Source organism: Arthrobacter sp. TMT4-20 (assembly GCF_054510775.1).
Window position 1 is genome coordinate 555,872 of the sequence record NZ_JBTNDW010000001.1, and the last position, 23,275, is coordinate 579,146.

Consider the following 23,275-nt stretch of genomic DNA (forward strand, 5'->3'; position numbering starts at 1 on the left):
TCTAGAAGTCGGAGTCTGGTTACCAGCGGTAGTGTGCGAAGGCCTTGTTCGACTCAGCCATCTTGTGCGTGTCCTCGCGGCGCTTGACAGCTGCACCGAGACCGTTGGAAGCATCCAGGATCTCGTTCATGAGACGCTCGGTCATCGTCTTCTCGCGGCGAGCCTTCGAGTAGCCAACGAGCCACCGCAGGGCGAGTGCCATGGAGCGGCCGGGCTTGACCTCGACGGGGACCTGGTAGGTCGCTCCGCCGACTCGGCGGGAGCGGACCTCGAGGGAGGGCTTCACGTTGTCCATTGCCTTCTTGAGTGCTGCGACAGGATCGCCGCCGCTCTTGGCGCGGGCACCCTCAAGTGCGCCGTACACGATGCGTTCTGCAGTGGACTTTTTGCCGTCGACGAGTACCTTGTTGATCAGCTGAGTGACCAGTGGGGAACCGTAAACGGGATCTACAACTAGCGGCCGCTTAGGGGCCGGGCCCTTACGTGGCATTACTTCTTCTCCATCTTCGCGCCGTAGCGGCTACGAGCCTGCTTGCGGTTCTTGACACCCTGGGTATCAAGCGCACCACGGACGATCTTGTAACGGACACCGGGCAGATCCTTCACACGACCACCGCGCACCAGCACGATGGAGTGTTCCTGAAGGTTGTGACCGACACCTGGGATGTAAGCGGTAACTTCGATGCCGCCGTTGAGGCGCACACGGGCGACCTTACGGAGCGCCGAGTTCGGCTTCTTGGGGGTGGTCGTGTAAACGCGGGTGCAAACGCCGCGCTTCATGGGGCTGCCCTTCAGTGCGGGCGCCTTGGTCTTGACGACCTTAGGTGTCCGGCCCTTACGGACCAGCTGGTTAATAGTAGGCACTTCTGCGTTCTCCGTAATGTCTAGAGATATTGGCTGTCGTTTGCGCCGAACCCACACATGGAAGCCGTCGCGACTTGACCGTAGGCGTGCGAAAATGTGGCATTCGTTGTACAAGTTCCCTACAACGCGGAGATACGTCCGTCAAGACGCCGATCCTCTGCCACACAAACAATTACCACTACTCTACCAGAGATCGCTTAGCGCATAGACGCGCCCCAGGAGTCCCAACTTCTGCTGGCCGCTCCCCCACCCAGGGCGGAAGGGTTTAACGCGGCAGGCCCCGCCCACCCGAAGGTGTGCGGGGCCTGCTGCTTCAGTATCTTCTAGCGGATCGTCTAGCGGAACTCGGAACCCATGTCGTAGTCATCCAGTGGGATGGCGTGGAACTCGGGTGTCATCGAACCTTCGACGCCTGCATAGTCAAAGTCGCTGAAAGCGCTCGGACCAGTAAACAGGTTGGCCTTTGCTTCTTCTGTCGGTTCGACGGTGATCTTCGTGTAGCGGTCCAGGCCAGTTCCGGCCGGGATCAGCTTACCGATGATCACGTTTTCCTTCAGACCCAGCAGAGGGTCGCTCTTGCCTTCCATGGCGGCCTGCGTCAGAACGCGGGTGGTCTCCTGGAAGGATGCGGCTGACAGCCACGACTCGGTGGCGAGCGACGCCTTGGTGATACCCATGAGCTCGGGACGGCCTGAAGCCGGCTTCTTGCCCTCGGATACCACTCGACGGTTCTCGTCCTCGAAGCGACGGCGTTCTGCCAGCTCTCCGGGGAGGAGGTTCGATTCACCTGACTCGATCACCGTGACGCGGCGAAGCATCTGGCGAACGATGACCTCGACGTGCTTGTCGTGGATGCCTACACCCTGGCTGCGGTACACGGTCTGTACCTCATCGACCAGGAATTCCTGTGCCTTACGAGGGCCGAGGATCCGGAGGATCTGCTTCGGATCGACAGCACCAAAGACCAGCTGCTGTCCAACCTCAACATGCTCGCCATCAGTGACCAGCAGGCGCGCACGCCGCAGGACTGGGTAGGCGATTTCCTCGGAGCCATCGTCGGGGGTGACAACCAGCCGAAGCTGCTTCTCGCCGTCCTCGATGTTGACGCGACCCGCGACCTCGGAGATCGGAGCGACGCCCTTGGGGGTACGCGCTTCGAAGAGCTCTTGGATACGAGGCAGACCCTGGGTGATGTCTTCCGCCGACGCGATACCGCCGGTGTGGAATGTACGCATGGTCAGCTGCGTGCCTGGCTCACCGATGGACTGTGCAGCGATGATGCCAACCGCCTCACCGATGTCGACCGTCTTGCCGGTAGCCAGCGAGCGGCCGTAGCAGAGGGCGCAGGTGCCGACCTTCGACTCACAGGTGAGCACGGAGCGCACCTTGATGTCAGTCACACCGGCAGCGAACAGCTCGCCGATCAGGACGTCGCCGACGTCGGAACCGGCTGGTGCGAGCACCTTGCCCTTGGAGTCAACAACTTCGCTGGCCAGGGTGCGTGCGTACGCAGAGTTCTCGACCTCTTCGTGCAGCACCAGCTCACCGTCGCTGTTCGGCACCGCAATGGTGACGTTCAGCCCACGCTCGGTACCACAGTCGTCTTCGCGAACGATGACGTCCTGCGACACGTCCACCAGACGACGGGTCAGGTAACCCGAGTTGGCGGTACGCAGAGCGGTATCTGCCAGACCCTTACGGGCACCGTGCGTTGCGATGAAGTACTCCAGCACCGACAGGCCCTCGCGGTAGGAGGACTTGATCGGACGAGGGATGATCTCACCCTTGGGGTTCGCTACCAGACCACGGATACCCGCAATCTGACGGACCTGGAGCCAGTTACCACGCGCACCGGAGGAAACCATACGGTTGATGGTGTTGTCCTTCGGCATGGCGCCGCGCATGGACTCGGCAACCTCGTTGGTTGCCTTGTTCCAGATGTCGATCAGTTCCTGACGACGTTCCTCATCAGCGATGAGGCCCTTGTCGAACTGGGACTGGACCTTGGCGGCCTGCTTTTCGTAGACCTCCATGATGCCGGCCTTGTTGATCGGCGCGGAGATATCGGAGATGGCCACGGTGACACCGGAGCGGGTTGCCCAGTAGAAACCGGCATCCTTCAGGTTATCCAGCGTTGCCGCCGTAACAACCTTCGGGTACCGCTCGGCGAGATCGTTGACGATGGTGGACAGCTGTCCCTTATCGGCAACCTTCTCAACCCAGGGGTAGTCAGCGGGCAGCGTCTCGTTGAACAGCACCTGTCCGAGGGAGGTTTCGATCAGCGCGGGAGTTCCTTCAACCCAGCCTTCGGGCGCAGCGACATCAGCGCTGGGCACGAAGTTCGGAATCCGGATCCGCACTACCGAGTTCAGGTGCAGGACACCCATGTCGAAGGCCATGATGGCTTCGGCCGGGGTGCTGAAGACACGACCCTCGCCTGCTGAACCTTCACGCTTGGTGGTGAGGTGGTGCAGGCCGATGATCATATCCTGCGAAGGCAGGGTCACCGGACGGCCGTCCGAAGGCTTCAGGATGTTGTTCGAGGAGAGCATCAGGATGCGCGCCTCGGCCTGGGCCTCAGGGCTCAGCGGCAGGTGAACTGCCATCTGGTCGCCGTCGAAGTCAGCGTTGAACGCGCCACAAACGAGTGGGTGCAGCTGGAGGGCCTTACCTTCAACCAGCTGTGGTTCGAACGCCTGGATACCCAACCGGTGCAGGGTAGGTGCGCGGTTAAGCAGGACAGGGTGCTCAGTGATGATCTCTTCGAGAACATCCCACACCTGCGGGCGGTAACGCTCAACCATCCGCTTGGCGCTCTTGATGTTCTGCGCGTGGTTGAGGTCAACCAGACGCTTCATCACGAACGGCTTGAAGAGTTCCAGCGCCATCTGCTTGGGCAGACCACACTGGTGCAGCTTCAGCTGAGGGCCGACGACGATTACCGAACGACCCGAGTAGTCAACGCGCTTACCCAGAAGGTTCTGGCGGAACCGACCCTGCTTGCCCTTGAGCATGTCAGAGAGCGACTTCAGCGGGCGGTTGCCTGGTCCGGTGACCGGGCGGCCACGACGACCGTTGTCGAACAGGGAGTCAACAGCTTCCTGGAGCATCCGCTTTTCGTTGTTGACGATGATCTCGGGTGCACCGAGATCGAGCAGGCGCTTCAGGCGGTTGTTGCGGTTGATCACGCGGCGGTACAGGTCGTTGAGGTCGGAGGTCGCGAAGCGGCCACCGTCCAGCTGAACCATGGGGCGCAATTCCGGTGGGATCACTGGGACTGCATCGAGCACCATGCCGAGTGGGCTGTTGGTGGTGGTGAGGAACGCGTTGACGACCTTCAGTCGCTTCAGAGCCCGCGTCTTACGCTGGCCCTTACCGTTCTGAATGATGTCGCGGAGCATTTCGGCCTCGGCGGGCATGTCGAAGTTCTCAAGACGCTTCTTGATTGCTTCGGCGCCCATCGAGCCCTCGAAGTACAGTCCGTAACGGTCGCGCAGCTCGCGGTAGAGGCCCTCGTCGCCTTCAAGGTCTGCGACCTTGAGGCTCTTGAACCGGTCCCAGACCTGCTCGAAGCGTTCGATCTCGATGTCAGCGCGCTTACGCACGTTGGCCATCTGGCGGTCAGCCGAGTCGCGAGCCTTCTTCTTCTCGGCAGCCTTGGCGCCTTCACCCTCAAGCCGGGCAACCTCATCCTCAAGGTCCTTGGCAATGGTGGCGATGTCGGAGTCGCGCTGGTCGATCATTTGCTTCTTCTCAAGGTCGTGCTCGGCCTGGAGGTTCGGCAGTTCAGCGTGACGGTTTTCCTCGTCGACTGAAGTGATCATGTAGGCAGCGAAGTAGATGACCTTCTCGAGGTCCTTCGGTGCGAGGTCCAGCAGGTAGCCCAAGCGCGAGGGAACGCCCTTGAAGTACCAGATGTGGGTGACGGGAGCTGCAAGCTCGATGTGTCCCATGCGCTCACGGCGTACCTTGGCGCGGGTTACTTCGACGCCACAACGCTCACAAATGATGCCCTTGAAGCGGACACGCTTGTACTTGCCGCAGTAGCATTCCCAGTCGCGGGAAGGTCCGAAGATCTTCTCGCAGAAGAGGCCGTCTTTCTCAGGCTTGAGGGTACGGTAATTGATGGTTTCCGGCTTCTTGACCTCGCCAAAAGACCAACCACGGATTTCGTCCGCAGTGGCAAGGCCGATTCGCATGAGGCCGAAGGAGGATTCGCTGGACATATGGTCCCTGTTCTCTCTTTGTTCTCTAAATTCTTGAAGTCTTCATAAGGGGCGGGGAGGAGCGGGCGGTTCCGGCGCCCGCTCCGGTGCCTGGAACGGCGGCAACGAAATTTCTTCGGCCGCGGACGGCCTCTGAAATATTAAAGCCGCCTTACTCCAGGCACCGGAGTGGGCTAAATCCGAAGTTCGCCTTAGACTTCCTCGACAGAACTTGGCTCGGCCCGTGACAGGTCGATGCCCAGTTCCTCCGCGGCCCGGAAGACTTCTTCATCCGAGTCACGCATCTCTATCGTGGTTCCGTCAGTGGAAAGTACTTCCACGTTCAGGCACAACGACTGCATTTCCTTGATCAGCACCTTGAAGGATTCGGGGACACCCGGCTCTGGGATGTTCTCACCCTTCACGATCGCTTCGTAGACCTTCACGCGGCCGTGGATATCATCCGACTTGATCGTCAGAAGTTCCTGCAGCGTGTAGGCGGCGCCGTAGGCCTCGAGGGCCCAGACTTCCATTTCACCGAAGCGCTGTCCGCCGAACTGTGCCTTACCACCCAGCGGCTGCTGCGTGATCATGGAGTACGGTCCGGTGGAACGTGCGTGGATCTTGTCGTCCACCAGGTGGTGCAGCTTCAGGATGTACATGTAGCCGACCGAAATGGGGTCCGGGAACGGCTCGCCGGAGCGACCGTCAAAGAGCAACGCCTTGCCGGATCCGCCGATGAGGCGGTTTCCGTCGCGGGTTTCCCGGGTGGAGTTCATCAGACCAACGATTTCGTCCTCTGTTGCGCCGTCGAAGACGGGGGTTGCAACAGTGGTCGAACCGCTTTCGCGGGGCAGGTTCGGGAGGTTCTTCAACCATTCCGGCTCGCCATCGATCTTCCAGCCCTGCTTGGCCACCCAACCGAGGTGGATTTCCAGGACCTGGCCGACGTTCATTCGACCTGGGACACCCAGCGGGTTCAGCACGATATCGACGGGGGTTCCGTCTTCCATGAACGGCATGTCCTCGATCGGCAGGATCTTGGAGATGACGCCCTTGTTACCGTGGCGGCCAGCCAGCTTGTCGCCGTCGGTGATCTTACGCTTCTGAGCCACGTAGACGCGGACCAGCTGGTTCACGCCGGGGGGCAGCTCGTCGTCGTTGTCGCGATCGAAGATGCGCACACCGATAACTGTTCCGGACTCGCCGTGGGGAACCTTCAGTGACGTGTCGCGAACCTCGCGGCTCTTCTCACCGAAGATGGCCCGCAGCAGGCGCTCCTCAGGGGTCAGCTCAGTTTCACCCTTGGGAGTGACACGGCCAACCAGGATGTCGCCAGCTTCAACCTCGGCACCGATGTGGATGATGCCACGCTCGTCCAGGGCCCCAAGGACCTCTTCGGAGACGTTCGGGATGTCGCGGGTGATTTCCTCGGCACCAAGCTTGGTGTCGCGGGCGTCAACCTCGTGCTCCTCGATGTGAATCGAGGTCAGCACGTCGTCGGAAACGATGCGCTGGGAGAGGATGATCGCGTCCTCGAAGTTGTGACCTTCCCAGGACATGAACGCAACGAGCATGTTCTTGCCCAGTGCGAGCTCACCCTGGTCGGTGGACGGACCGTCGGCGATCATCGTGTTGTACTCGACCCGGTCGCCCTCGGAGACCAGCACGCGCTGGTTGTACGCGTTGCCCTGGTTGGAGCGTGCGAACTTCATGATCGGGTAGTTGGTCTCGGTGCCGTCGTCGTTGAGGATGCTCACCAGATCGGCTGAGACCTCCTTGACAACGCCAGCCTTCGTGGCGGTGACAGCGTCACCGGCGTCGACTGCTGCGTTCTTCTCCATGCCGGTGCCCACGAGGGGACGCTCGGAACGGAGCAGGGGAACAGCCTGACGCTGCATGTTCGCACCCATGAGGGCACGGTTCGCGTCATCGTGTTCCAGGAACGGGATCATGGCCGTAGCCACCGACACCATCTGGCGCGGGGAGACGTCCATGTACTCGACCTCAATGGCCTCGACCAGAACGGGCTCGCCCGAACCGCCTCGGGTACGCACCAGAACCGTAGGCTCGATGAAGTTACCCTTGCCGTCGAGAGGCGCGTTCGCCTGAGCAATCAGGCGCTCCACCTCGTCGTCGGCGGTGAGGTAGTCAATCTGCTCGGTGACGATTCCGCCGACTACCTTGCGGTACGGGGTTTCGATGAAGCCGAACGTGTTGATGCGTCCGTAGGATGCCAGCGAACCGATCAGACCAATGTTCGGTCCTTCAGGGGTTTCGATGGGGCACATACGACCGTAGTGGGACGGGTGAACGTCACGAACTTCCATGCCTGCGCGGTCACGGGACAAACCGCCCGGGCCCAGCGCTGACAGGCGACGCTTGTGCGTCAGGCCGGCCAGAGGGTTGTTCTGATCCATGAACTGCGACAGCTGGGACGTTCCGAAGAACTCCTTGATCGCCGCAACTACTGGACGGATGTTGATCAGGGTCTGAGGTGTGATGGCCTCAACGTCCTGCGTGGTCATCCGCTCGCGGACAACGCGCTCCATCCGGGACAGGCCGGTGCGGACCTGGTTCTCGATGAGCTCGCCGACCGCACGGATGCGTCGGTTACCGAAGTGGTCGATGTCATCGACCTCAACGCGCAGTTCGACGTCGCCGCCGTCGCGCTTGCCGGTCAGAGTCTTCTCGTTGGCGTGCAGGGCCACCAGGAACTTGATCATCGCGACAATGTCGTCAATGTTCAGGACCGAAGCGTCCTTGTCGTCAAGGCTCTTGTCGATACCCAGCTTGCGGTTGATCTTGTAACGACCAACCTTGGCCAGGTCGTAGCGCTTGGGGTTGAAGTACAGGTTGTCGAGCAGCGTCTTGGCAGCCTCGACTGTGGGGGGCTCTCCCGGGCGAAGCTTCCGGTAGATATCCAGCAACGCGTCTTCCTGGGTTTCGGTGGTGTCTTTCTCCATGGTGGCGCGGATGGAGTCGTACTCGCCGAAGGTTTCGAGGATCTGGCCCTCGGTCCAGCCCAGCGCCTTCAGGAGCACTGTGACTGACTGCTTGCGCTTACGGTCAAGGCGGACGCCGACCTGGTCGCGCTTGTCGATTTCGAGTTCAAACCAGGCACCACGTGACGGGATGATCTTCGCGCTGAAGATGTCCTTGTCACTGGTCTTGTCGGCGGTGCGCTCGAAGTAGGCACCCGGTGAACGGACCAGCTGTGAAACGACGACACGCTCGGTGCCGTTAATCACAAACGTGCCCTTCTCCGTCATCAACGGGAAGTCGCCCATGAACACTGTCTGCTGCTTGATTTCGCCAGTGTTGTTGTTCATGAACTCGGCCTTGACATACAGAGGGGCCGCGTACGTAGCGTCGCGGTCCTTGCACTCAGCCATGGTGTATTTCGGATCGGCGAACTCCGGCTCCGAGAAGCTCAGGGACATGGTGCCCTGGAAATCCTCGATCGGGGAGATCTCTTCAAAGATGTCAGCGAGACCGGATGTGGAGGCCACACCCTGCAGCTTCAGCTCCAGGGCTTCCTGCACGCGCGCCTTCCAGCGATCGTTTCCAACCAGCCAGTCGAAACTGTCAGTTTGGAGCGCGAGGAGGTTAGGAACGTCCAGCGGTTCGTGAATCTTTGCGAATGAAAGCCGGGTGGAGACGCCTTCGGCGTCGACCTGGCTGGTAGCGGTTGCATTATTAGAGGTGCTCGAGGCGACCAAGAGGGATCCTTCCACAGACCTTCGGCTTGTTCAGCTATATCCGCCCTCTTTGCACTGCCATCGCGTATCAACGCGAGGATTGTGTGTGCGAACCAGGAGCCTGCGGTCAATGACCGGACAGTAAATCTGCCGTTAAATGACTAACGCAAGACAAAGCCCACCGCTATATGAAGGCCGAGGTTAAGAGGAAAGACGCAAATATCTACTGTACTGCAGAGCTCCCGTCCTGTCCAGCCCGGGTGTGGTATACGTAATCCGGGTCAGCCTGCCTGGGTCACCCAGATCAGGAGCATGGTCACCAGGAATCCGGTGAGGAAGTTCAGCCTGATGAAGCGCCGCCATCCCCGGTTGGCAGTTTCGCAGTGCTCATCGCTGAGGTTGGCGTACGGCAGGATACTGAGGATGTAGGGCAGGGCCAGCAGCCCACCCAGCGTCGCTGGCCACGGCGCCAGCAGCATCAGCAAGCCGCTCACCAGATAGGCGCCGACGGCGAACCGCACCACCGCACGCGCGCCCAGGACCGTGGCGATCGAGGCAATGCCCCCTTCGCGGTCGGCCTGGATGTCCTGGACGGCGCCGAACGCCTGGCTGGCGATGCCCCACAGGAAGAACGCCCCGAGCACCGCCCAGAGCCCGGCGTCGAAGGTGGCGCCGGCCAGGACCAGCCCAAACACTGCGGGGCTGACAAAGTGGGTGCTCGACGTGACCGAGTCGATGAACGGCCGTTCCTTGAACCTCAGACCCGGCGCGCTGTAGGCGACGACGGCGAACACACTCACTGCGAGTACCAGTGCCGAGAGCGGATGCCCCAGCACCAGCAGCACGGCCAGGAACGGAGCGTTGGTGAGTACTGCAGCCCACAGGGTGATGCGGTGGAACCGGCGGTCGAGGACTGCCCCCTCGACGCCGCCCTTGCGTGGGTTGCGGAGGTCCGACTCGTAGTCGAAGACGTCATTGATGCCGTACATCGCGAGGTTGTAGGGAATCAGGAAGTACAGCGTCCCGATGACGAAAGCCGCGTCGATGGTTCCGGTGGTGAGGAAGTAGGCGGCGGCGAAGGGGAACGCCGTGTTGACCCATGAAATCGGGCGCGAGGACAGCAACAGCATCCGCGCCACCCCCGTGTGGCCGGTCCCGGCCTGCGCACTCATGGGCGGGCCTGCTCAGGCGAGCGGGTGGAGGAGGACGGGGTGAAGAGGGTCCACAGTGCCGGCAGCAGCACTACGGCCGCCAACGGGTAGGCGAAGTCTTCGAGGGGCGCAACGCCCACAAACACGCCGGAAATCCATTCAGGGTTGTAGCCAAAAAATCCCAGCCGGATCATCAGGTTGTCGAAAACCGCTGTGAGCGCCAGCAGGATGATTGCCGACAGCCCTATCGCACGCCAGGAAAGCGTAGCCGCAGTGTTGGGAGCTGCCGGCGAGCCGGTAGCTGGCGCCCCGGTACGACGACGGGAGCTCACCACCGCTGCGACGGCGACGATGGCGACGGGGATCAGGAAGATCGCGTTGAGGGTCCAGTACGTCACTGCGCCACCCGCGTTCGTGTCTCGATGGTCCGTTTCATCAGCAGGTAGATGTTCATCGCCATCCAGCAGAGGAAGGTCAGGAAGAACAACTCCTCGAGGGGAAGTTCGGGTGCCAGCATGGCGCCGATCATGAACTCGGAGTCACCTTTATAGAAGATGTCCAGCCCTATTCCGCCCAGGTCCCAGGCCAGGAAGAATCCCACTCCCACGGCCAGGACCAGTCCTGCCCGGCGGGGCGCTGCCCAGAAGAACAATCCGTACCGGTAATCCATCAGGGCTGCACACGCCAGTCCGCCGAGCAGGGAGACCAGGTACAGGGCACTGATCATTGTCTGCCCTTGCTTTCGGCGACCAATGGAGCAGCACCTGGGGCGACCAGCGGCTCGGCCAGCGGCCCGGTGCTGGTGTCGGAGCGCAGCCGTTTGATCAGCAGTTCGGCGCTGATCAAACACATCGGGATGCCGATGCCGGGGATGGTTGAGCTGCCCGCATAGTAGAGCCCTTCCACCTTGCGGCTCTTGTTGCGGCCCCTGAAGAACGCGCTCTGCTTCAGCACGTGCGCCGGGCCCAGCGAAGTGCCTTGCCAGGCGTTGAAGTCCCCCACGAAATCCTGCGGCCCGTAGGTCCGCCGCACCACAATCCGGTCGGCGAGGTCGGGGATGTCCGCCCACTTGCTGATCTGGTCGATTACCGTGTCGGCGAGGCTTTCGATGCGCCGGTCCCCCGCACCGCCGATCCCGCCGGCGCCCAGCCCTGGATCAGCCGGCAGCGGGACCAGGACAAACACGTTTTCGTGACCCTGGGGGGCCACCCCGGGGTCGGTGGCGCTGGGCCGGCACACGTACAGCGACGCCGGGGTCGGCACTGAGGTGGTCTTGCCGAAGATCCGGGAGAAGTTGTCTTCCCAGTCCGCGGTGAACAGAAGTGTGTGGTGTTCCAGTTCGGGCAACTGCCCCTTGACTCCCAGGTACAGGAGCAGGGCGCTGGGCCCTGCGGTCCGCCCGGACCAGTACTTCTCCGGGTAGGTCTGGTCGGCGGGCTGCAGAAGCTGCGTCTCGGCGTGGTGCAGATCGTTGGCGGCGACCACCGTGTCTGCGGGGGTGGTGTGCTCGGTGCCGTCGGCCGACACCCAGCGGACGCCGGTCACCCGGGCCTTTTGGGACCGGCCATCGCCGGGCAGGGTGAGGATCTGTTCCACCCGGGCGCCGGTGATGACCTCGACGTTCCTCGATCGGGCCTGGGAGTCGATGGCCTCGGTCAGCCGGGTGAAACCGCCCATCGGGTACAGGACGCCGTCGTCGAGATCCAGGTGGCTCATCAGGTGGTACATGCTGGGGGCTTCGAACGGGGATGTGCCCAGGAAGACCGCCGGGTAGCCGAGGATCTGTCGCAACCGGTTATCGGTCACCGTTGCGGCAGCGAGCTTGGACAGCGGTTGCAGGAGCAGGCGCACCAGCTTCGGGACACGGCTGAGCACATCGGGGCGGAGCAGGGGCAGGAAGGACTGGAAGGTGGTGTAGAGGAACCGGCGGGTGGCCATGGTGTACGTTTCGCCGGCCGAATCCAGGTACTTTTCCAGGGCCTCCCCCGCACCGGGTTCGACGTCGTTGAACAGCTTGACGACGTCGGCCCGCTCAGCGGGAACGTTGATGGGCTCGGTGTGCCCCTCGGAATACACCCGGTACCCCGGATCCAGCCTGACCAGTTCCAGGTGGTCGGCCGCGCTGGTGCCAAGGAGCCTGAAGAAATGGTCGATCACGTCGGGCATGAGGTACCAGGACGGCCCGGTGTCGAACCTGAACCCGTCGCTCTCCCATAGCCCGGCCCGGCCCCCGGTGGCTGCCTGCTTTTCGAGCACGGTGACGGCGTGCCCCTCCTCAGCGAGCAGCGCGGCCGACGCGAGGCCGGCGATCCCGCCGCCAATTACTACTACGTTCCGGCGTGGGCCGTTCAGGGGTGCGTGCGCGTTCATGGCAGCCTTCCGGTGGTCATCAGGGTGTTTCATCAGGCTGCGGGACACGGCCCGCCAGTGCCTGGGCGGCGATCCGGAGTTTCACGGGATTGGGAACCCGGACCCGTGAGGTGAGGAGCTCCTCGGCGGGAGTCCTGCGCAGCCGCAGGGACAGTTCGGTGAAAAGTCCCTGGGCCAGGGCGACGGCGCGGCGGCTGGAACCCGGCAGGTCGCGGAGGGCGTCGGCCGAGACGGCGAGATCCGCGGCGATGTCATCGAGCAGCCGGTGTTTGTCAGCCTCCCCAAAATTGCCGGGCCTGATCCCCGGGAAGTAGCTGCGCCCCAGGGCTTCGAAGTCGTCGGCGAGGTCACGCAGGAAGTTGATCTTCTGGAAGGCAGCTCCCAGCCGGCGGGCTCCGTCGACCAGCTTGCGTTCCTGGTCGGCGCTGCGCGGGCTGGCTTCCTGGTAGAGGAAACACTTCAGGCACATGAGCCCCACCACTTCGGCCGACCCGTAGACGTACTCGTCGAACGATTCGGCGGTGTGCTCGGTCCGCTCCAGGTCAGCGCGCATCGAGGCGAAGAAGGGCCTGGTCAGGTCCGCGGCGATTCCGGTTTCCCTGGCGGTGTTGGCAAAGGCGTGCACAACCGGGTTGGCGCTGTATCCCACGGCCATGGCTCGTTCGGTTTCCTGCTCCAGGTCGTCAAGCACCGCGCGCGTCTGATCAAGGCTGAGCCCGGCGGCGGCTGCAGCGCCGTCCACCACTTCATCGGCGACCCGGACCAGGGCATAGACAGTCTCAACGTGCTGGCGGACGTCGCCGCCGAGGAGCCGTGATGCCAGCCCAAACGAGGTGGAGTAGGACCTGATCACCACCGCCGAGGTGCGGTGAGTCACATCGGTGTAGAAGGCAAGAGCATCGCGTGGCTGCATGAGAAGCTACCGCACCCTCGCCAGGACGGCAGTGGCCACGGGGCTCAGACCCTGGCGTAGTTCGGCAGGGATATGGCCGGCCTCCAGATGGACCTGCGCCCGCTGCGCATATTCGGTCGCCAGAGCCACCGCATGATCCAGGGCCCCGCAGGTCCGCAGGACGCCGCGGATCTTTTCGGCCCCGGCAGCTGAAAGCTCGGACGATCCGATCAGTGAGGAAACCTCTTCCCACTCGGCCCGCTGGGCAACGTAGGAGATCAGTGCTGTCCGTTTGCCCTCCCGCAGGTCTCCCCAGGTGGTCTTGCCGGTGGTTTTCTCGTCACCGAAGACCCCGAGAATATCGTCGGCGACCTGGTAGGCGATCCCCACATCCCTGCCGAAGTCACCGAGCGAATCGATGATGGTTTCATCAGCGCCAGCCAGGACAGCGCCGGCTTTGAGCGGGCTCTCGAAGGAATAGACCGCCGTCTTCAGGCGCGCCATCTGAAGGGTGTCCTCGGACGACGTCGTGTTGGAGGTTGAGGCGTCGACGTCGAGTAGCTCCCCTGCTGCTGAGGCGAACACTGCGTCGTCCAGGAGCCAGCCGAGCCGTTCCCGGGTGGCGGGGTCGGTGCGGACGCCGTCAAGGAGGCGGTGCGCGCTGGAGAGGGCCAGGTCCCCGGCAATGACCCCCATGGAGAGCCCACGGTGCGCTGCGTCGTCGGGCGCGAGACCGGCGTTTTCCGCGAGCTGACGGTATGTGCCCGAAACGTTGGGGATTCCCCGCCTGACGAAGTCGCGGTCGATGACGTCGTCGTGAACGATCAGGGCTGTGTGGAGCATTTCGAAGGACGCCGCCACCATGGCCGCGGTGGCACGGTCGGTTCCCGCCAGGCAATCGTAGGCTGTCATGACCATGCGCGGCCGGAATCGTTTACCACCGGCTGCGCAGTTCTCGAGGGTTTCCCACAGGTGGTGATAGGTGGGTCCAAGGGTCGCGGCACGGGCCTTCGAGCGGGCGAAGCTCTTGGCGAGGACACTTTCCACCTGCTCCAAGCCGCGGGAGTCAACCAGCAAGGTTTCCATGTCCATAGGTAAAGTAAACACTGACCCCACATTTTTAAGCTAAACGACTCAGGTCAGAGAGCGGTCAGACAGTGTTTGTAGCAGAAGGCAGTCCCCGCTCCAGTGCGGAACTTGTCGTCCTGGTGGACGACGACGGTACCCCCACCGGGACGCAGGAGAAGTCCGAGGTGCACCACACGTCAACTCCGCTGCACCTCGCCTTTTCCACCCATGTCTTCGACGCCGACGGCCGGATTCTCGTCACCCGCCGGGCGCTCTCCAAACGCACGTGGCCGGGCGTCTGGACAAATTCGTTCTGCGGGCATCCCGGTCCGGGAGAGTCCACGGTGGATGCGATTGCGCGGCGTGCCGACTATGAGCTGGGAATCACCGTCACTGACCTGACCCCCGCCCTGCCGGACTTCAGATACCGGGCAGTGGACTTTTCGGGAGTGGTGGAGAACGAGATTTGCCCCGTCTACACCGCCCGTTGCAGCGGGCAGCTTTCCCCGCGGGCATCGGAGGTCTGCCAGTGGGAGTGGGTTGAACCCCGCCAGCTCGTGGAATCGGTCCGTCTCACCCCCTGGGCCTTCAGCCCCTGGCTGACGCTCCAGCTTCCGCGGCTCTACCCCGCTGAGTGATACCGCCGCCGGGTAGCCGGCCTTAGGTGATTGGCCCAGCGCTCCCACGGTGGTGCGATGATCCAGTGCAATGCAATGGTGTGAAAGGCACGGGTGACACGACGTCGCAGGTCGGCTCCCCCCACCAGCGCACGAGGTGAGATCCCGACCCGCAAGGAAAAGTCACACGCCGTCCGGTGGCCGGGATCCAGCGCAAACGCGAGGTCGACGTCGTCGTGCACCTCGGGATCGGTTGAATGCACCCGGGACTGCACCGCCTCCCACACCTCGGTGCGTATCGCCATATTGGAACCGAACAGCGGCCAGCGCGCCATGGCCGCGCCCATGGAGAGGAAATAGGCCCGCATGTACAGCAAATCTGCTGTGACGGCCCGCAGCCGGGATACACCGTAGAACTGGCCGGGCCCGGTCAGCGCCGCCAGCCCGACGTCGGCGGCGAAGCGGGCGGCAATCTTCTCCAGCCAGTCGTCGGAGGGCACTGAATCGGCGTCGCACCGCACGATGACAGCGCCCTGGGCCTGGTTGTAGCCGGCAGCGGCAGCCGCGCCAATGCCCACCCGGGACTCGGTGACCACCAGCGCACCGTGGGCCTCGGCGATCGCGGCCGTGAGGTCGGTGGAGCCGTTGTCGACAACGATCACCTCCAGCGGCTGATAGGTCTGGGCGGCGAGGGCGTCAAGGCAAACCGAGAGGAGCTCGCCGTCGTTCCGGCACGGAATGACCACTGAGAGCGTAGGGAGCATGCCTTTGATACTAGGGTGTTTTACATGATCGACGATTTACTTCGACCTCCGGCAACCCCCTGGGCGGTGATGGCTGACGCGGTCCGCGGGGCCGCTCTGCTCAGCGTCATTGTCGTGCTGCTCTGGTGGGGGCCGGTCGAGTTTGCAGTACTTTTCCTGGTGCTCGGTGGAGTCCTCGTGTCGAGGATGGTCCGGGTTGATCCGAGGATCGACACCGTCTACGGTCTCGCTCTGCTGGTGGCCGCGTGGAGCGCCGTAGTGGATCTGTACGAGCTGATCTCCTGGTGGGATCTTGTCATCCACACGCTCGCCACAGGGGCAATCGCGCCCATCGCCTACCTGCTGCTGTTGCGGATGCGGTACGTGCCTCGGCCCGAGCCGACCCGACGGGCCGGAACGGGAGTCGCGATCATCACCCTCGCGCTCGGTCTGGGCCTCAGCGTGGTGTGGGAGTTTGCTGAGTGGGCTGGAAACGAGTACATCACCAAGGAGATCAATGTGGGCTATGAAGACACGCTGGCCGACATGGCTGCCGGCGGTGCCGGCTCCCTTGCGGCCGGGGTGGTCCTCGCTTCCTCGTTGTCACGACACCGGCACTCCATTTCAGTTAATGCTCACTAGCTGAGCTGGGGAGGAGGGAGTAGCCTTGTCTGCAACTGCTTCAAAGACGAAAGTGAGCGTTCCCCTCGATGAACACTGCAGAAAAGTCACCCGCCGACGTTGTTATTGTCGGAGGTGCCCGGACCCCTCAGGGCCGCCTGAACGGCCAGTTGTCCTCCTTTACCGCTGTTGATCTGGGAGCCCTGGCGGTTGCCGGTGCACTGGACAAGGCTGGGGTCGACGCCGGCACGGTGGGGGCCGTCATCATGGGCCACGTCATCCAGGCGGGCTGCGGCCAGAATCCTGCACGGCAGACCGCATTGAAAGCAGGGATCGGCTGGGATGTCCCAACGGTCACCATCAACAAGGTCTGCCTCTCCGGCCTGACGGCTGTCATCGACGCAGCCCGACTGATCCGCAGCGGCGAGGCAACGGTGGTGGTTGCCGGGGGCCAGGAATCCATGACCCGTGGGCCCCACCTGCTGCCGGGATCCCGCCAGGGCTGGACCTACGGCAACATTCAGGCGATCGACTCGGTGGCCAACGACGGACTCACCGACGCGTTCGACAACGAGTCGATGGGCGCCTCTACCGAGCGCGGCAACACCGGCCTGGGCATCAATCGGGACGAGCAGGACGCCGTCGCCGCCGCTTCACATCAGCGCGCTGCGGCGGCAATGGAATCCGGTGTGTTCGACGTCGAAATTGTGCCGGTTTCGGTCCCCCAGCGAAAGGGTGACCCGGTGGTCCTGAGCCGGGATGAGGGGATTCGCCCGACGACGACAGTCGAGTCCCTCGCAGGGCTGCGGCCAGCGTTTGATCAAGCCGGCACCATCACAGCAGGTAATTCGTCACCACTGTCAGACGGTGCAGCAGCACTTGTCCTGACAACGCGGGCTTACGCCGAGGAGAATTCGCTCACCGTCCTCGCGGTGGTGGGGCAGCCGGGCCAGGTGGCCGGACCCGACAACTCGTTGCACTCGCAGCCATCGCGGGCGATTGAGCAGGCTTTGGGGCGCGCCGGCTGGCAAACCTCGGAGCTGGACTTCGTGGAAATCAACGAGGCCTTTGGCTCGGTGGCGTGCCAGTCGCTCAAGGATCTGGACTACCCCTTGGAGAAGACCAACATCCACGGTGGGGCCATTGCGTTGGGGCACCCCATCGGTGCCTCGGGCGCCCGCCTGGCGCTGCATGCTGCGCACGAGCTCGCCCGTCGGGGTACCGGCAAGGCGGCCGTTTCATTGTGCGGCGGCGGCGGGCAGGGAGAAGCCTTGCTCCTCTACCGCGACTGAGCCGTGACATGAAAAAACCCCTGACTCCATGAGTCAGGGGTTTTTTCGTAAACCAGAAAAGACTACTTCAGGGTTACCGTCGCGCCAGCGGCCTCGAGGGATTCCTTGGCCTTCTCGGCAGCTTCCTTGGTTGCGCCTTCCAGCACAGCCTTCGGGGCGCTGTCGACAACGTCCTTGGCTTCCTTCAGACCCAGGGAAGTCAGTGCGCGTACTTCCTTGATCACTGCGATCTTCTTGTCGCCTGCTGCTTCGAGGATAACGTCGAAGGAATCCTTCTCCTCTTCAGCAGCTTCGCCTGCGCCGCCACCGGCGGGGCCTGCAACTGCAACTGCAGCTGCGGTGACGTCGAAGGTCTCTTCGAACAGCGTAACGAACTCGGAGAGTTCGATAATGGTCAGTTCCTTGAAAGCTTCAATGAGCTCTTCGTTGGTGAGCTTCGCCATGGCGAGAGCCTTCCTTCCTATAGTGGTGCCTGGCATCGGGTTCGACGCTCGGTACCGGAGTTTGGTGGATGAAGAAAATTACTTCTCTTCAGGCGCTGCGGCAGCTTCGGGAGCGGCCTCTGACTCGGCTGCTGCTGGTGCAGCTGCTTCCTCTGCAGCAGGAGCGTCGGCGGCTGGCGTCTCTGCTGCTGCAGGCGCTCCACTTTCCTCCTCTTGCTTGATGCGCAATGCATCAATGGTGCGGGCGAGTGCTGCCATGGGTGCTTGCAGCACTCCGGCAACGCGGGCCAGCTGAAGTTCACGCGACTCGAGAGCAGCGAGAGCCTTTACACCGGCGGCGTCAAGGGCTCGGCCCTCGAAAACACCAGTCTTGATAATGAGCTGTGGGTTGGACTTCGCGAAATCCGTCAGGCTCTTTGCCGCTGCAATAGCGTCACCCTTGATGAAGGCGATTGCAGTGGGTCCGGCGAGCTGGCTATCGAACGCGTCGATGCCGGCTTCCTTGGCTGCAATGCCCGTCAGGGTGTTTTTGACGACAGCGTACTTGGTGTCCTGGCCGAGTGAACGGCGCAGTTCCTTGAGCTGTGCAACGGTGAGCCCGCGGTATTCGGTTAGGACTGCAGCATTTGAGTCTTTGAAATCAGTGACGATTTCCTCAACTGCGCTTACCTTGATTGCGGTTGCCATAACCCTCCTTCCGGGGAATTGATGCCGGCTTTTACTGCCCCAATAAAAAACGCCCCGCGCAGATGCACGGGGCTTCGGTACATCGGCTTTACCGTGTGTACTGAGGAGCTTCGTTCACCTGCGCTGGCCGCCCTTGACGGGAACCTTCAGACACATGCCCCGGCCCGCAAACCACAGGAAACCTGTGGATAAAGGGTGGGGTACGCATCGACCGACGGTCTTTGGTTCTTCAAGGGTACGTCACCGGTCAGAGGGTAACCAAATCCTGGCCCCTCGCGGGGTTTCCGTCCCGGTCTGGGACGCGGGATGGCCAGCCCTCTCACGGAAAAGTGGCCCACCCGCAGGGCAGCGGTTGGGCCACCACTCTTCCGCAGTCCAGCCACTTTCCTGCGCGGCCGGACGCGGTGCAGCCACTTTCCTGCGCGGCCGGGCGAAGGGCAGTCGCGTTTCCACCCGGCCGGACGCGGTGCAGCCACTTTCCTGCCAGCCCGCCCCCGGAATAGTGGCCCACCCGCAGGACAGCGGCGGGGCCACCACTCTTCCGCAGCCCAACCACTTTTCTGCGCCGCCGGACGCGGTGCAGCCACTTTCCTGCGCCACCGGGCGCGGGGCGGCCACTTTTGTCCGTAGCGTCAACCCTTCTTTTGCCAGGCGGCGGTGTACCCCGCGGGCATGAAACTCAGTTCCACGTTCACCGCGAGCATGTGCGCATTCTCCTCCGCGTTCCAGGTGTAGACCCGCTTTGCCTCCGGCCAGACGGAGGGTACGGACAGCAAATTCGCTGCCTTCAACCACATACCGAGTCGATGCCCTCGATGGTTACGCAACACCAGGGTGTCGTCCTGGGACACCACTTCCGGCTTCTCCGGCTGGTACTCCAGGATGGTGTGGCCTGCGAGCAGTCCGGTGGGACAATGCCGGACCGCCCGGACCAGCGAATGGCCACCGGAGCGAAGCAGGCGGTCTTCGCCCTCCCTGATCCGTGCGGCATCCCAGACTTCCTCTTCCCAGTCCAGATCCCCCATCGGCACGTCCGTGCTCATCGTCTGGCGCAGCAGGGCGTATTGCTCCACGAGGTCTTCGGGGCAGCGGTCCCGCCAGTGCACCAGCTCATAATCCTGACCTGCTGTCTTCTGGGCGGTCCGGGCCAGCGCGTCGGCCCGCGGAAGTGACCTGTCCAGGAGCAAGACGCTACACCGATCGATCTGCGCCAGCTGGAACCCGTTACGGAGGGCAAGCGCCGTCGTCGCGCAGTGCCGCGGGAAGGCTCCCGCACCCGTTGCCGGGACCATCACGTTAGCTGGACTGGCATCGAATCCGGCGGGCTCGTCGGTCCAGGCCATGATGATCGTTCTGCCGATCTCCCGCGCGTGATCTTCCAGGGCACGGTAGAGCCGCGCGCCGATGCCCTGTCTGCGGTAGTCAGGATGGACTGCGACGAAGACGTAGCACGTGCCAAGGTTATCGATGAGGGGAATGTCGATGACGGCTTTCCCGACGACGACGACGCCGTCGCGCGCCACGAACATCACACGTTCCTCGTAGTCGTTCGGCTGTGAGGACTCGTACCGCGCCTGTGGACTGTAGTAGTGGTCGTCGTTGCCCCAGAGGACCCGCTCAACCAGGTTGCTTAACTCAGCTGCCGCGACGAAGTCGGCTCCGCCGGCATGGTCGAGCGACGCCGGTCGGGTAAGGACTTCAATGGTGGTGGCAGTGGTTTTCATATCGGAAGTCTAACCGAGTGATTGAGAACTGCCAATCACTAATTCCAAACCGACTGAAATCGATGGTTAAACGACGAAGGGACGCAGCGTTATGCTGCGTCCCTTCGGCTGTCTAGCTCAGAAACTGTGCCCGACGGCGTTCGAACTGCCTAGGCGTCGGCCAGAACCTTGGTGACGCTTGGGTCAACGGTGATGCCTGGACCGAAGGTAGTGGATACCGTGGCCTTCTGGATGTAGCGACCCTTGGAAGCTGAAGGCTTCAAACGAAGCACCTCTTCCAGAGCGACCGCGTAGTTCTCGGCGAGCTTCTGCACATCGAACGACACTTTGCCGATGATGAAGTGCAGGTTGGAGTGCTTGTCGACGCGGAAGTCGATCTTGCCACCCTTGATGTCAGTAACAGCCTTCGTGACGTCGGCGGTTACGGTGCCGGTCTTCGGGTTTGGCATCAGGTTACGGGGACCCAGCACCTTACCCAGACGGCCAACCTTGCCCATGAGGTCAGGGGTGGCGACGGCGGCGTCGAAATCGACCCAGCCGGCTGCAACCTTCTCGATCATGTCGTCGGAACCAACGAAGTCGGCGCCTGCAGCAATTGCCGCTTCTGCCTTTTCGCCCGTCGCGAAGACCAGGACGCGCTTGGTCTTGCCGGTGCCGTGCGGGAGGTTGACCGTGCCGCGGACCATCTGGTCAGCCTTGCGAGGGTCAACACCCAACCGGAACGCTACCTCGACGGTGGCGTCGAAGGTTGAGGGGTTGGTTTCCTTGGCCAGAACTACTGCTTCGAGCGGGGCGTACTGCTTGTCTGCCTCGATCTTGGCTTCGGCCGCCTTATATGCTTTGCTGCGCTTTGCCATCTGCTTTTTCTCCTTATGCAGTTGTGGTCTGCGGACCGCGCGGGCCCTGCCACACTCCGACGCTCGATTCCGCCAAGTTGGCGGTTCTCGCGTCTACGTTTTGTTTGTGAGGTGCACGGTGAATCGCTTCGCCGAGCGGTGGGTGAAAGGCTTTAGCCTTCTACCGTGATGCCCATTGAGCGGGCGGTACCGGCGATGATCTTGGCTGCTGCCTCGACGTCGTTGGCGTTGAGGTCTTCCATTTTCATGGTGGCAATCTCGTTGACCTGGTCCTTGCTCAGCTTGGCAACCTTGACGGTGTGCGGCGTTGCGGAACCCTTGGCAACTCCGGCAGCCTTCTTGATGAGCTCGGCAGCTGGAGGGGTCTTGGTGATGAACGTGAATGAGCGATCCTCATACACGGTGATTTCAACGGGGATGACGTTTCCGCGCTGGGATTCTGTTGCAGCGTTGTACGCCTTGCAGAATTCCATGATGTTGACGCCGTGCTGGCCAAGTGCTGGGCCAATGGGTGGTGCCGGGTTAGCGGCGCCCGCATTGATCTGCAACTTGATCAGGCCGGTGACCTTTTTCTTGGGGGCCATGAAGGGTCCTTCTTTCACATTACGTCCACAGGACAGGAGCGTCCCATGGGTTGTTGGTCACCATGGCGTGATGACCTACCGCACCACCTGGGCTAAGCCGGCCCGGGCGGTACGAAGCTTGATTACTGCAGCTTGGTGACCTGGCTGAACGAGAGCGTCACCGGGGTTTCGCGCTCGAAGATCGATACCAGAACAACCAGCTGCTGGGACTCCGGTTTGATCTCGGAAATTGTCGCCTGCAGGGTCTCGAATGGGCCCTCGTTGACCGTGACCGGCTCGCCTACTTCGAAGTTGACCGTCGCTGGGGTGAGCTGGTTCTTCGCTGGCTTGCCCGATTCAGGATCGGTGTGGACCACTGTGTGCTCGAGCATGGAGAACACTTCGCCGAGGCTCAGTGGCACCGGGTTGTGGGCGTTACCCACAAAGCCGGTGACTCCCGGGGTGTGCCGGACGGCACCCCACGATGCGTCGGTGAGGTCCATGCGGACGAGCACGTATCCGGGAATACGGACCCGGTTGACGATTTTGCGGGTGGTGTTCTTGATCTCCACCACTTCCTCCATCGGCACCTGGATTTCGAAGATGTGCTCTTCCATGTCCAGGGTCTGGATACGAGTCTCGAGGTTCGCTTTCACGCGGTTCTCGTAACCGGCATAGGAGTGGATGACATACCAGTCACCCTCCTGCCGGCGGAGCTGCGCCTTGAAAAGTGCCACCGGATCTTCCGCCGGAGCGGCATCCTCGTCGGCGGCCGGCTCGGAATCATCGACGTCGGTTTCGACATCGGTGGATTCTGCGGTCTCGGTGGATTCTTCAGTTTCGCCTTCGAAAGGTTCCACTGGGGACTCGGTCTCGCCGTCGGCCGAGGCATCGCTGTCAGCCGGGGTCGCTTCGACTCCGGAATCAGCTACCTGATCCTCGTTCTCCAGATCATCCTCAACAGAAGTGATCTGCCGTTCGAGTTCTTGCTCGGACACCTAGCTGCCTGCTTTCTAAAATTCTTCAGCTTGTTTACTGCATTACCGCGCGGGTCTCGCTATGCGCCGCCGAAGACCCATACCGCAGCCGTCCCGAACAGGAAGTCCAGGGCGGTCACAATCAGCATCATGATGATCACGAAGACCATCACGGTGATGGTGTACCGCACGAGTTCCCTGCGGGTCGGTACAACTACCTTCTTGAGCTCAGAGACAACCTGCCGCACGAAGAGGATGATTCGGCCGAAGAAACCCCGCTTGGGAGTGTTCTTCTCGGAAGGGCCACCCTGGGGGCTGCCCGCAGCCGTTTCGGTCACCTTCAACCTCTTCCATTTGTGTCGGTTTCTGTAGTCCGTGAGGACTCTCTTGCTACGTCGAATGCGCAGGGCAGACAGGACTCGAACCTGCAACCTGCGGTTTTGGAGACCGCTGCGCTACCAATTGCGCCACTACCCTATGGATTGATTCCGCCGATCCGA

General features: G+C 62.3%; 21 protein-coding genes and 1 tRNA gene. 3 read left to right on the forward strand and 19 right to left on the reverse strand.

The genetic code is table 11. The annotated features are described in order from the left end of the window. Positions 1–19: 19 nt before the first annotated feature. From rpsG to ACX80Z_RS02620, 10 genes are all read right to left on the reverse strand, one after another. Entirely contained in the window at positions 20–490 is a 471-nt protein-coding gene (rpsG, locus tag ACX80Z_RS02575) for a 30S ribosomal protein S7 (protein ID WP_019481489.1), read from the reverse strand. Next, the gene (gene rpsL, locus ACX80Z_RS02580; RefSeq protein WP_019481488.1) at positions 490–864 is read right to left on the reverse strand and encodes a 30S ribosomal protein S12; all 375 of its coding nucleotides are present in this window, start codon (positions 862–864) and stop codon (positions 490–492) included. The genes rpsG and rpsL overlap by 1 nt, the downstream gene beginning before the upstream one ends. Positions 865–1,199: 335 nt before the next feature. Beyond that, entirely contained in the window at positions 1,200–5,090 is a 3,891-nt protein-coding gene (locus ACX80Z_RS02585; RefSeq protein WP_019481487.1) for a DNA-directed RNA polymerase subunit beta', read from the reverse strand. A gap of 191 nt (positions 5,091–5,281) precedes the next feature. Beyond that, positions 5,282–8,791, reverse strand: coding sequence for a DNA-directed RNA polymerase subunit beta (gene rpoB / locus ACX80Z_RS02590; protein ID WP_019481486.1), 3,510 nt, complete (start codon positions 8,789–8,791; stop codon positions 5,282–5,284). 260 nt (positions 8,792–9,051) lie between these two features. Continuing rightward, positions 9,052–9,942 carry a prenyltransferase gene (locus ACX80Z_RS02595; RefSeq protein WP_459314824.1) on the reverse strand — a complete coding sequence of 297 codons (891 nt, stop codon included), beginning with the start codon at positions 9,940–9,942 and terminating at the stop codon, positions 9,052–9,054. Next, complete coding sequence (locus ACX80Z_RS02600; RefSeq protein WP_459314825.1) at positions 9,939–10,319, reverse strand: lycopene cyclase domain-containing protein; 381 nt, start codon at positions 10,317–10,319, stop codon at positions 9,939–9,941. The genes ACX80Z_RS02595 and ACX80Z_RS02600 overlap by 4 nt, the downstream gene beginning before the upstream one ends. Beyond that, positions 10,316–10,648 carry a lycopene cyclase domain-containing protein gene (locus ACX80Z_RS02605; RefSeq protein WP_019481483.1) on the reverse strand — a complete coding sequence of 111 codons (333 nt, stop codon included), beginning with the start codon at positions 10,646–10,648 and terminating at the stop codon, positions 10,316–10,318. The genes ACX80Z_RS02600 and ACX80Z_RS02605 overlap by 4 nt, the downstream gene beginning before the upstream one ends. Continuing rightward, positions 10,645–12,291: a phytoene desaturase family protein gene (crtI, locus tag ACX80Z_RS02610; protein WP_459314826.1), complete on the reverse strand. Its 1,647-nt coding sequence runs from the start codon at positions 12,289–12,291 to the stop codon at positions 10,645–10,647. Before crtI ends, ACX80Z_RS02605 begins: the two co-directional genes overlap by 4 nt. A gap of 19 nt (positions 12,292–12,310) precedes the next feature. Continuing rightward, complete coding sequence (locus tag ACX80Z_RS02615) at positions 12,311–13,204, reverse strand: phytoene/squalene synthase family protein (RefSeq protein WP_019481481.1); 894 nt, start codon at positions 13,202–13,204, stop codon at positions 12,311–12,313. Between the two features lie 6 nt (positions 13,205–13,210). Continuing rightward, entirely contained in the window at positions 13,211–14,275 is a 1,065-nt protein-coding gene (locus ACX80Z_RS02620; protein WP_019481480.1) for a polyprenyl synthetase family protein, read from the reverse strand. 65 nt (positions 14,276–14,340) lie between these two features. Between ACX80Z_RS02620 and idi the strand changes: the two genes are divergently transcribed. Then, positions 14,341–14,889 carry an isopentenyl-diphosphate Delta-isomerase gene (gene idi, locus ACX80Z_RS02625; RefSeq protein WP_459314827.1) on the forward strand — a complete coding sequence of 183 codons (549 nt, stop codon included), beginning with the start codon at positions 14,341–14,343 and terminating at the stop codon, positions 14,887–14,889. On the opposite strand, the gene ACX80Z_RS02630 is transcribed toward idi, so the two are convergent. Next, positions 14,874–15,632 (reverse strand): glycosyltransferase family 2 protein, encoded by a 759-nt coding sequence (locus tag ACX80Z_RS02630; protein WP_459314828.1) that lies wholly within the window; start codon positions 15,630–15,632, stop codon positions 14,874–14,876. The two genes, idi and ACX80Z_RS02630, sit on opposite strands and share 16 nt — an antisense overlap. Positions 15,633–15,656: 24 nt before the next feature. On the opposite strand from ACX80Z_RS02630, the gene ACX80Z_RS02635 reads away from it, so the two are divergent. Together ACX80Z_RS02635 and ACX80Z_RS02640 are read left to right on the forward strand one after the other, a co-directional pair. Continuing rightward, positions 15,657–16,253, forward strand: coding sequence for a hypothetical protein (locus tag ACX80Z_RS02635; protein WP_459314829.1), 597 nt, complete (start codon positions 15,657–15,659; stop codon positions 16,251–16,253). Positions 16,254–16,321: 68 nt separating this feature from the next. Beyond that, on the forward strand, positions 16,322–17,524 hold the full coding sequence (locus tag ACX80Z_RS02640; RefSeq protein ID WP_019481476.1) for an acetyl-CoA C-acetyltransferase: 1,203 nt from the start codon (positions 16,322–16,324) through the stop codon (positions 17,522–17,524). 62 nt (positions 17,525–17,586) lie between these two features. On the opposite strand, the gene rplL is transcribed toward ACX80Z_RS02640, so the two are convergent. The 8 genes from rplL to ACX80Z_RS02680 all read right to left on the reverse strand — a co-directional run bounded on the left by rplL (position 17,587) and on the right by ACX80Z_RS02680 (position 23,252). Next, a complete protein-coding gene (gene rplL / locus ACX80Z_RS02645) occupies positions 17,587–17,967 on the reverse strand; it encodes a 50S ribosomal protein L7/L12 (protein WP_019481475.1) in 381 nt (126 codons plus the stop codon). A gap of 78 nt (positions 17,968–18,045) precedes the next feature. Next, entirely contained in the window at positions 18,046–18,654 is a 609-nt protein-coding gene (rplJ, locus tag ACX80Z_RS02650; RefSeq protein WP_019481474.1) for a 50S ribosomal protein L10, read from the reverse strand. A 632-nt stretch (positions 18,655–19,286) separates the two neighbouring features. Continuing rightward, positions 19,287–20,378, reverse strand: a complete 1,092-nt coding sequence (locus tag ACX80Z_RS02655; RefSeq protein WP_459314830.1) for a GNAT family N-acetyltransferase — start codon at positions 20,376–20,378, stop codon at positions 19,287–19,289. Positions 20,379–20,527: 149 nt separating this feature from the next. Next, the gene (gene rplA / locus ACX80Z_RS02660; protein WP_019481472.1) at positions 20,528–21,235 is read right to left on the reverse strand and encodes a 50S ribosomal protein L1; all 708 of its coding nucleotides are present in this window, start codon (positions 21,233–21,235) and stop codon (positions 20,528–20,530) included. 152 nt (positions 21,236–21,387) lie between these two features. Beyond that, entirely contained in the window at positions 21,388–21,819 is a 432-nt protein-coding gene (gene rplK / locus ACX80Z_RS02665) for a 50S ribosomal protein L11 (protein ID WP_024475782.1), read from the reverse strand. A 122-nt stretch (positions 21,820–21,941) separates the two neighbouring features. After that, a complete protein-coding gene (gene nusG / locus ACX80Z_RS02670) occupies positions 21,942–22,796 on the reverse strand; it encodes a transcription termination/antitermination protein NusG (protein ID WP_019481470.1) in 855 nt (284 codons plus the stop codon). A 59-nt stretch (positions 22,797–22,855) separates the two neighbouring features. Then, a complete protein-coding gene (gene secE, locus ACX80Z_RS02675) occupies positions 22,856–23,113 on the reverse strand; it encodes a preprotein translocase subunit SecE (RefSeq protein ID WP_019481469.1) in 258 nt (85 codons plus the stop codon). Between the two features lie 66 nt (positions 23,114–23,179). Further along, positions 23,180–23,252 (reverse strand) — tRNA-Trp (locus ACX80Z_RS02680). Between the last annotated feature and the right edge of the window lie 23 nt (positions 23,253–23,275).

Coding starts and splice junctions, on each gene's coding strand:
- ACX80Z_RS02640 (WP_019481476.1), top strand. CDS start 16,322: ATGAACACTGCAGAAAAGTCACCCGCCGACGTTGTTATTGTCGGAGGT.
- ACX80Z_RS02630 (WP_459314828.1), bottom strand. CDS start 15,632: ATGCTCCCTACGCTCTCAGTGGTCATTCCGTGCCGGAACGACGGCGAG.
- ACX80Z_RS02635 (WP_459314829.1), top strand. CDS start 15,657: ATGATCGACGATTTACTTCGACCTCCGGCAACCCCCTGGGCGGTGATG.
- ACX80Z_RS02605 (WP_019481483.1), bottom strand. CDS start 10,648: ATGATCAGTGCCCTGTACCTGGTCTCCCTGCTCGGCGGACTGGCGTGT.
- crtI (WP_459314826.1), bottom strand. CDS start 12,291: ATGAACGCGCACGCACCCCTGAACGGCCCACGCCGGAACGTAGTAGTA.
- rplK (WP_024475782.1), bottom strand. CDS start 21,819: ATGGCCCCCAAGAAAAAGGTCACCGGCCTGATCAAGTTGCAGATCAAT.
- ACX80Z_RS02615 (WP_019481481.1), bottom strand. CDS start 13,204: ATGCAGCCACGCGATGCTCTTGCCTTCTACACCGATGTGACTCACCGC.
- rplA (WP_019481472.1), bottom strand. CDS start 21,235: ATGGCAAAGCGCAGCAAAGCATATAAGGCGGCCGAAGCCAAGATCGAG.
- rplL (WP_019481475.1), bottom strand. CDS start 17,967: ATGGCGAAGCTCACCAACGAAGAGCTCATTGAAGCTTTCAAGGAACTG.
- ACX80Z_RS02655 (WP_459314830.1), bottom strand. CDS start 20,378: ATGAAAACCACTGCCACCACCATTGAAGTCCTTACCCGACCGGCGTCG.
- ACX80Z_RS02585 (WP_019481487.1), bottom strand. CDS start 5,090: ATGTCCAGCGAATCCTCCTTCGGCCTCATGCGAATCGGCCTTGCCACT.
- ACX80Z_RS02620 (WP_019481480.1), bottom strand. CDS start 14,275: ATGGACATGGAAACCTTGCTGGTTGACTCCCGCGGCTTGGAGCAGGTG.
- ACX80Z_RS02595 (WP_459314824.1), bottom strand. CDS start 9,942: ATGAGTGCGCAGGCCGGGACCGGCCACACGGGGGTGGCGCGGATGCTG.
- rpsG (WP_019481489.1), bottom strand. CDS start 490: ATGCCACGTAAGGGCCCGGCCCCTAAGCGGCCGCTAGTTGTAGATCCC.
- rplJ (WP_019481474.1), bottom strand. CDS start 18,654: ATGGCAACCGCAATCAAGGTAAGCGCAGTTGAGGAAATCGTCACTGAT.